6 protein-coding genes are annotated in these 8,289 nt (G+C 71.0%); all 6 read right to left on the reverse strand.

Annotation, left to right across the window (positions count from 1 at the left end; genetic code table 11):
• Positions 1 to 510 precede the first annotated feature (510 nt).
• The 6 genes from FrCorBMG51_RS18585 to FrCorBMG51_RS18610 all read right to left on the reverse strand — a co-directional run bounded on the left by FrCorBMG51_RS18585 (position 511) and on the right by FrCorBMG51_RS18610 (position 7,893).
• On the reverse strand, positions 511 to 2,226 hold the full coding sequence (locus tag FrCorBMG51_RS18585; RefSeq protein WP_200902502.1) for a peptide ABC transporter substrate-binding protein: 1,716 nt from the start codon (positions 2,224 to 2,226) through the stop codon (positions 511 to 513).
• 113 nt (positions 2,227 to 2,339) lie between these two features.
• Positions 2,340 to 3,584: an acyl-CoA dehydrogenase family protein gene (locus FrCorBMG51_RS18590; RefSeq protein WP_086055557.1), complete on the reverse strand. Its 1,245-nt coding sequence runs from the start codon at positions 3,582 to 3,584 to the stop codon at positions 2,340 to 2,342.
• 98 nt (positions 3,585 to 3,682) lie between these two features.
• Positions 3,683 to 5,122, reverse strand: coding sequence for an FAD-binding oxidoreductase (locus FrCorBMG51_RS18595; RefSeq protein WP_083731237.1), 1,440 nt, complete (start codon positions 5,120 to 5,122; stop codon positions 3,683 to 3,685).
• Position 5,123: 1 nt separating this feature from the next.
• On the reverse strand, positions 5,124 to 5,450 hold the full coding sequence (locus tag FrCorBMG51_RS18600; RefSeq protein WP_047224334.1) for an avidin-fold protein: 327 nt from the start codon (positions 5,448 to 5,450) through the stop codon (positions 5,124 to 5,126).
• A complete protein-coding gene (locus FrCorBMG51_RS18605; RefSeq protein WP_047224335.1) occupies positions 5,447 to 6,745 on the reverse strand; it encodes an ATP-grasp domain-containing protein in 1,299 nt (432 codons plus the stop codon). Before FrCorBMG51_RS18605 ends, FrCorBMG51_RS18600 begins: the two co-directional genes overlap by 4 nt.
• Positions 6,742 to 7,893 carry an FAD-dependent oxidoreductase gene (locus tag FrCorBMG51_RS18610; protein ID WP_047224336.1) on the reverse strand — a complete coding sequence of 384 codons (1,152 nt, stop codon included), beginning with the start codon at positions 7,891 to 7,893 and terminating at the stop codon, positions 6,742 to 6,744. Before FrCorBMG51_RS18610 ends, FrCorBMG51_RS18605 begins: the two co-directional genes overlap by 4 nt.
• Positions 7,894 to 8,289: the final 396 nt, after the last annotated feature.

An 8,289-nucleotide genomic window follows, 5' to 3' on the forward strand; every position in this document is an offset into this window, starting at 1 on the left:
TCACCGCCGGCGGGAGCCACAGCCCGGCTGACAGTTGTACCGGCGGTTGTGCTGGTAGTGGTTGTACTGATAGTGGTTGTGCTGGTGGTTGTACCGTCACCTGTACGTCGCGGTTCGACGACAGTCTCGTTCCAAGCCCCGTGGCGAGTACCCGCGTGCTTCGGAGAACCGGCGACCCGCCGCTGGCAGTCCGATGGTTTCCAGGTGTTCTCAGCCAGCCCACGCGGACCGGATTTCCCGACAGCGGCCGCGAGCGATTTCTCGATGGTGGCCGCGAGTGCCGGGTCTGTTGCCGGCCCCGCTCCGACCGTCGGTACGCCAACCTCCTGGTCGGTCATCTTCCCCCCTGATGATTTCGGTCGGGCCGGTCGCGATTCGGATACGTCGGGATCGCTGGTCGACACCGGTGGTCGGGCGGAGGCCACAATGCAAGACAACCATGCAAGACGGCGATGCAAGACGAGCCATACAAGACGGCAGTACAAGACGGCAATCTGCGGAGTGATTCAGCTAGGAGACCGTGACGCTCTGCAGGTCCAGCTCACGGAACTGGGTGGGGACGACATTGTGCAGCCGTGCGGACCAGGCGGCCGTGGCGCTCTGGTACCAGATCGGAATCGTCGGCATGTCCCGCAGCACGAGCCGTTCGGCCTCCTGGTAGAGCTTCTCGCCCTCCCGCTCCGACGGCGCCCCGTCGGCGCGGGTGAGCAGCGCGTCGACGGCGGGGTTGGAGTACTGGCCGACGTTGGACGAGCCACCGGTCCTGAACAGCGGGTTGAGGAAGTTCTCGATCGACGGGTAGTCGGCGACCCAGGCGCTGCGATAGATCGCGCCTATCGTCCCGTCGTCGAGCTTCCGGCGGAACTCACCGAGCGTCGGTACCGGCTCGAACCGGCATTCCCGGCCGAGCGTCCTCTGGATCGACTCGCAGGTCACCTCCATCCACTGCTGGTTGGCGGAGTCGACGTTGGAGGTCAGCACGACCGGCCCCTGGAACCCGCTCTCCTCGAACAGCTTCCTGGCCTTCTCGGGCTGATAGGTGCACAGTTCCCCACACTGGTTGCCGACGTAGCCCTGCACGTTCGGCGCCACGATGCCGTCGGCCGGCGTCCGAGCCCCGTTGAAGACCTTCCTGATCAGGTCGACCCGGTCGATGGCCATCGAGATGGCCTGCCGCAGCCGCACGTCGGCAAAGCGCCCGTCATAGAGGGGAAAAGCGATCGCCTGGTGTCCGAGGTATGTGTAGGAGGCACGCCGGGAGTCCGGCAGATCCGTCTTGATCTTGCTGTTGACCGTCGACGACCACGGCGTGAACGAGAGATAGTCGAGTTTGTTCGCCAACACGTCCGCGTAGGCGTCGTCCAGGTTCGCGTAGAAACGGAAGTCGATGCCGTCGACGTGCGCTTTCTCGCCGGCGAAGCCGTCGTAGCGCTTCACGAGGAGGCTCTTCCCCTCCGTGTACGACACGAACTGGAACGGACCGTTGCCGACCGGATGCGCCTCGTAGGCCTTTCGGTCGGCGAAGAAACTCGCCGGCAGCGGGAAGAAGGCCGCATAGCCGAGCTGGGTGGCAAACGTGGAGAACGGCGCGGACAGGGTCACGACGAAGGTGCTGTCGTCGACGACTTTCAGGCCCGACAGTTCCTTCGCGGGCGGCAGGGCGTCCGGCTGCCCGCCGTCCGGCGTCGCGTTGTTCACCTGGCCGAAACCCTCGACGTGCGAGAAGTAGTTCGCGCCCTGCATCCCGTTCGGGGAGTAGGCGGTGTAGTTCCAGGCGTCGACGAAACTCTTCGCCGTGACCGGCGTGCCGTCATGGAAGGTCCACCCGGACTTCAGTTTGATTGTATAGACCTTTGCGTCGGTGGTCTGAATGGACTCGGCAACGGCGTTGCGTGGTGCGGCGGTTTTCGCGTCGTACTCCACGAGCCCCTTGAACAGGGCGCCGAGAACTCCGATGCCGCCAACCTCCGTCGTGTCGCCGGGGATCAGTGGGTTTTCCGGTTCGGTCTCACTGTAGCTGATGATCGACTGCCTGTTCGGGCTGGTACCGCTCGCATCTCCCTTACCACTCGTGGTGTTCGTGCCACACGCGCCGAGCAGCACGGTGAGCGCTATCACTGAGCAGACAGCGGATCGAAATGGTCTCATGTTCTTTCCATTCACGATGATAATGCCGAAGACGTCGATGATGCCGAAGCAGCGTTCGACGGGACCGCGGACGGTCATCGTCCGCGACCGGTCCGGACACCTGCTTTTCCGTCGGCCCACCCCTGAAAACGCGCCGACAACACGAATGCCGAATCACACGGTCACGGACGGGACAACTGCCTGCGAGAACGTCATACAATGCCGAGGCAGAGCGGGAAACCGGGCCTGCCGCCCAGCAGATGGGCACCGGCCGACTGCAGGATGCGGTCCTGGGCGACGATGTGCTGGCACATCGTGTTCGTGTCACGCAGCCACCGGTCCAGCGGGGACGGCCGGTAGATCGAACCGGTCTGCAGCAGGTCGTAGAGCCGGCTCACGATCGACCGCGCCGTTCGGAAGGCGTGCAGGCGCGACAGCGGCAACGCGGCCCGCTCGTCCGGAGTGAGATCGTCGAAGGTGCCCCCGGCGGCCAGGACGTCGTGCTGGCGCCGCATGCTGCCGTACACCCCGTTGCGGGTGGCGACGAAGTCGGCCTCGCAGCCGGCGATGACGACCTGCATGCGGTAGTCGTCGGCCGCGGCGGCGCCCGTCGGACGTGCCCGGCTGGCGATGATCTCGCGGGTGTGGTCGAGCGCGGCGCGCGCGATGCCCAGCGGCACGCCGGGCATGTTGCGCATGTGCACCTCCGGCTGGGCGAGCGCGCCGGTGCCGTTGCGCACGGCCCCGAAGACAAGGGTGTGCTCCTCGGGGACGAACACGTCCGTGATCGTGTAGTCGCAGCTTCCGCTGCCGGCCAGACCGGTGGTGTACCAGGTGTCGACGATCTCGACCTGCTCGCGCGGCACCATCATCAGCCGCGAGTCGTGCGGATCCCCGTCCGGGCCCGGCTCCGGCCGGCCGTCACGGTAGATGAACGCCCCGGAGATCACCCAGTCGCTGTGGGTGATCCCGCTGCCGAACTGCCAGCGGCCGGTGAGCCGGTAGCCGCCGGGGACGCGCTCGGCGTGCCCGGTCGGGAACAGCAGCCCAGCCGTGATCATGTCCAGGCTGGGGAACATCTCCTTGGCCACCGGCTCGTCCAGGAACGCGGCGTAGAGCCCGGTGTCCGAACCGATCATCGCGCACCAGCCGGCGGACGCGTCGCCGTAGGAGAGCGCCTCGATGACCTCGGTCTGTTCCACCGAGGTGAGCTCGGGGCCGCCCCACCGGCGCCCGAAGCCCATCCGGAACACCCCGGTGGCACGCAGTATCTCCACCACGTCCGTGGGCAGCCGCCGCGCGCGTTCGATGTCCTCGGAGCGCTCCCGCAGCCGCGGGGCGGCCGCCCGGGCGCGCTCGAGGATCTCCCTGCCGGTCCGGGGTGGCGCCTGCGCGGCCAGGCCGGCCGGACCGGGGCCGGCCGCGGCGGGCTCACGGTAGGTCTGTGTCTCGGTCATGTGATCGCTCCCCTTGGATGCGGTGGGTGCGCTGGTGCCGCGTCAGCCAACGCCTGCCCCGGGCGCGGCGGACGGGACGAACGCCGGCTCACGCAGCGCTAGATCGCCTGGGCGAAGCGGAAGACGCGGTCGGGGTCGTAGCGGTGTTTGACCTCGTTCAGCCGCGCCAGGTTCGGGCCGTAGTAGGCCGACCGCCAGTCAGGAAGATCAGGATCGGGAAAGTTGACGTAGGCCGCGTCGGAGGCGAACGCGCCCATCTCCTGGTGCAGGCCGGTCAGCCACTCCAGGTTGTCCCGCGCCACCTCGGCGGGATCGTCGGTGTTCCACGAGGTGTCCATGCTGATCAGGAACAGCACATCCCGGTGCGGGAACGCGGTGTCGGCCACCGGCACCCGGTTGATCGCGCCGCCCCAGGTGAACAGGGCGACGCCGGCACCGTCCGGATTGCCGCTGCCCGGCCACTTCTCCAGGGCCGCCAGCACGGTCGCCACGCCCGCCTCGGGCAGCGGCTGCGGTACGCACCGGGTGCGTACCGCGAACGCGCCGCCCGAGGTGGTGTGGTGCAGGTAGTCCACGGCCTCCCAGTAGGTCCGGTCGGCGATGTCCGCCCGGTACGGCGTGGCGGCCGCCAGCGCGGGCTCGAGCAGCTCCCGCAGTTCCTCGGCCGGGCCGAGATGCTGCCCGATCATCGAGACCGTGCCGTCCTGGCCCGGGGCGCGGCTCGCGCCGATACGGGCGGCGAACGCCTCCGGCGCGCGTCGCATGACCTCCTGCGCGGTGCTCAGCACCTCGGGCGCGTGCTCCCAGGACCACAGCAGCAGGCAGGTGGAGCTGGCGGGCGGCACCGGCCGGGCCTGGAAGGTGAAGGAGGTGTTCACCCCGAAGTTCCCGCCGCCGCCACCTCGGCAGGCCCAGAACAGGTCGGCGTTCTCGGTCCCGTCGCAGGTGAGCGTCGTGCCGTCGGCGAGGACGACGTCAGTGCGCACCAGCGCGTCGCAGGTCAGCCCGAAGGCGCGTGACACCGCCGCGACGCCGCCGCCGAGCACCAGCCCGCCGATCCCGACATCGTCGGAGTTGCCCAGCGGGAACGCCAGGTCGTGCGGGCGCAGCGCGGCGTAGATCGCCTTCATCCGGGCGCCGCCGCCGACGGTGACCAGTCCGCTCGACGGGTCGACACGCACCTCGTCCAGCCCGCGCAGGTCGAGCACCAGCCCAGTGTTGACCGAGCTGCCCGTATAGCTGTGGCCGCCGCCCCGGACGGTGAACGGTGTGCCGTGCTCGCGGGCCCAGCCGATCGCCCGGCCGACGTCGGCGGCGTTCGCCGCCGTCAGCGCCGCGGCAGGCCGGACGTGGTGGTAGCGCTCGTTGAACGCCCTGCTCGCCTCGGTGAAACCGGCGTCGCCCGGCAGCCGCAGGCGGCCGTCGACCAGGCTGCGCAGGCCCTGCCAGCCGGCCACCCCGGCCACCCCGGCCACCCCGGCAGACCCGGCGGTTCCAGCCACTCCGGCGGCCTCGGACGCCCTGGTCGCGCCGGGCATCTCAGCTCACCTCCTCGAGGTAGGAGACGCCGGCCTCGGCGTGCGCGCCGTAGCGCTCCCACTCCTCGCGCAGCACCAGCCGTCCGCCGTCGTCCCGCTGCGGGGTGTTCACGGTGTGCCCGGAGATCACCCGGCCGTCGACGAGCGCCATGGTGTAGGACAGCCGCAGGGTGCCCTCCGGCCCGCAGGTACCGATGATCGCCCCGCGGCGCACCTGCCCACCGGCGAAGTCCGCCCACACCAGATCGCCGTCCTGGTGGTAGCGGGCGACCGTGCCGTCACCGCCGCCGGCCCTGCGGAACAGCCGCCCGTCGTAGTTGATCGTCATTCGTCCACGTCCAGGAGGCCGGCGGGCATTTCCAGGGCCGTGCCGGGCGGGGGCGGCGCGACCGGGTCGGCGTCCACCGTGACCAGCGCGCTCGCCACGTCCAGCCGCTCGACGCAGGTCGGTGTGTCGTCGGCCTGGCACACCACGAAGGAGTGGCGGGCGATGTAGCCACCCGGCGGCAGCCGCAGCGTGGTCCCGGGCTCGACCATCCGGGACGCGGTGACCAGCCCGGGCGCCGCCTGTGGCACGCGGACCGACCGCACCCGGCAGTCCCGCTCCGGGTAGCCGAACCGGATGCCGGCGACGCCGCGCCTGACCGGCACGATGTCCGGTCGCTGCCCGACGGCGACGTCGACGAGCACCTCACCCGGGTCGATGCCGGTGGCGAGCCTGCCGAGGAACGGGATCAGGTCGCCGCCGAGCCTGCCGTTGATCTCGATGATCAGCGGGCCCCGCTCGGTGAGCCGCACCTCGGCGTGGGTGATGCCGTTCTCGATCCCGAGGACCCGGTGTGCCCTCGCCAGGGTGTCGATCAGCACGGAGTCGTGCAGGAGCGGGTCGGCCGCGTCGACGACATGGCCGATCTCCTCGAAGTAGGGATGCGCTCCGGTACGCTTGCGGGCCACGAACATCGGCAGGTACTCGCCCTTGTGCACGGCGGCGTCGACGCTGATCTCGGGGCCCACGGCGTAGCCCTCGACGATGGCGCCGCCCTGGTACGACCTGTCGCCGATCAGGCTGGCCTGGTCCGCGACGCGGAAGGCCTCGTCCAGCTCGGCCTCGTCGGCGGCGAGGACGACGCCCATGCTGGCGCCGAGCGCTCGGGGCTTCACCACGACCGGGTAGCCGATCCGCTCCGCCGCCGCCCGGGCCTGCTCGGCGGTGGCCGTCATCTCGAACCCGGGCTGCAGCAGCCCGGCGGCGGTGAGCCGGGAGCGGGTGTCGTACTTGTCGCGGCACCCGTGCACGCCGGGGATGCTGAGGCCCGGCACGCCGAACTCGGCGGCGAGCTCGGCGGCGGACATCACCAGCGGCTCGTCCCAGCACAGCACGCCGACGACCGTGTGCCTGGCCGCCACCTCGCGGGCCGCGCCGGCCAGCAGGTCGTGGTCGAAGACGTTGACCACGGTGATCTCGTCGAAGTAGCCGCGCTGCCAGGTGGGCCGGAGGTTGTTGATCAGTACCAGTTCGAGGCCTGCTTCCCGGGCCCGCGCGGCGGCCGATCGGACCAGGTACTCGCGGTAGAGCTTCAGCCCACTGCCGATCACCAGCAGTACGTTCCTGGAGCTGTTCATGCGTACTCCTTCCAAGTCGGCGCTGAGCCCACGGCGTTCTCAGCGGTGGTCTCGGTGATCTGTGCGGCGATCCGCGCGGCGACCAGGGGCGCGGTGCGGAATCCGTCGCCGCCGGCGGCCGCGCACGCCCACACCGCCGGACCGGGACGGACGAGACGGGCGCCACCGGTGCCCGCGTCGACCAGGTAGTGGCACTGCCTGACCCGCCGCACGGTGTAGCGCTCCGGGCCGGTCAGGATCGACGCCACCAACCGGTCGACGTCGACCGGCCAGGAGCCGACACCGTCGGAGCCGTCAGCGAAGCCGTCCACGGAGCCGTCAGCGGCCCTGTCCCCGGGGCCGGCCACCGCGTCGACCTCCCGGCACACCGCGCTGGAACTGACCTTCAGCAGCGTTCCCTCGCCCGGCGGCAGCAGCCAGGACCGCCCGTCGGCGCCGACACGCCCCGCGCTGGGCGCGCGCTCCCACCAGCGCGCCAGCTCCGCGGGCGGACTGAGGTACACCATGGCCTGGCGGTAGAGCACCATCGGCAGGTCGACCAGCTCGCGCGACCACGGCCCCGCGGCGACGAAGACCAGGTCCGCGCCCAGCCGCCGGCCGCCGGCCAGCACGACCCGTCCCGCGTCGGCGTCGACCGAGACGACGTCCTGCCACGGCAGCACCGTCACCGCGGCGTGCGCGTCCAGCCACCGGGCCACGGCTGTCAGGACCCGCCGCGCCAGCAGCACGCCGGCGTCGTGCTCGAGCACCCCCACCGAACCCGCGGGGAACCTCATGTGCGGCAGCTTGTCCGGCTCGACGAGCTCGACGGGCAGGCCGGCGTCGGCGCCGGCCGCGGCCACCGCGTCGGCCTCGCCGGCGGGCCAGGCGGTCACCACGCCGACGCGGCGGTAGAGCCTGGCGCCCAGCAGCCGCTCCAGCGCCAGCCACTCGTGGTGGGCGGCCGCGACCCGCCGGGTGGCGGCCCGGTCGGCGGGGTCGAGCGCCCGGATCGCCCGGTGCTGGTCGAACGAGCTGGACACCGGATTGGGGACGGGGCCCCGGTCCACCACGGTGACCCGGTGGCCGGCGAGCGCGCACCGCAGCGCGGTCAGCAGGCCGACGACACCCGCCCCCACGACGAGCACGTGCCGCGTGTCAGGCGGCATCGCGCGCCACCCTTTCGCTGAGCCTGGGCATGCTCCTGGGCACGATCTCGGTCACCGCGCGGCCGGCGGGGAGGATCGCAAGGTCCGGCAGCGCCCGCTCGGCCAGGTCGATCAGGATGGGTGCCGCGCAGCGCAGCACCGCCTCGGTCTCGTGGCAGAAGTCGCCGCCCTCGCCCGGGCCCACGGCCCACCCGTCCAGCCGGGCCAGCTGCTCGACGAGCGTCTCGGCCGCCCGGTTGAGGCTGAAGTAGGGCATGTCGTAGGCCGCGACGAAGCGTTCGGTGATGAGCGCGACGGCTGCCCGGGAGCGTTCGGACACCACCAGCGGCCCTCGGCCGACCCACCTGTCGATCTCGGCCGCCACCCGGTTCCACGGCTCGACGAGACGCGAGCGGG

Origin of the sequence: Protofrankia coriariae (genome assembly GCF_001017755.1) — a bacterium.
GTDB lineage: Bacteria > Actinomycetota > Actinomycetes > Frankiales > Frankiaceae > Protofrankia > Protofrankia coriariae.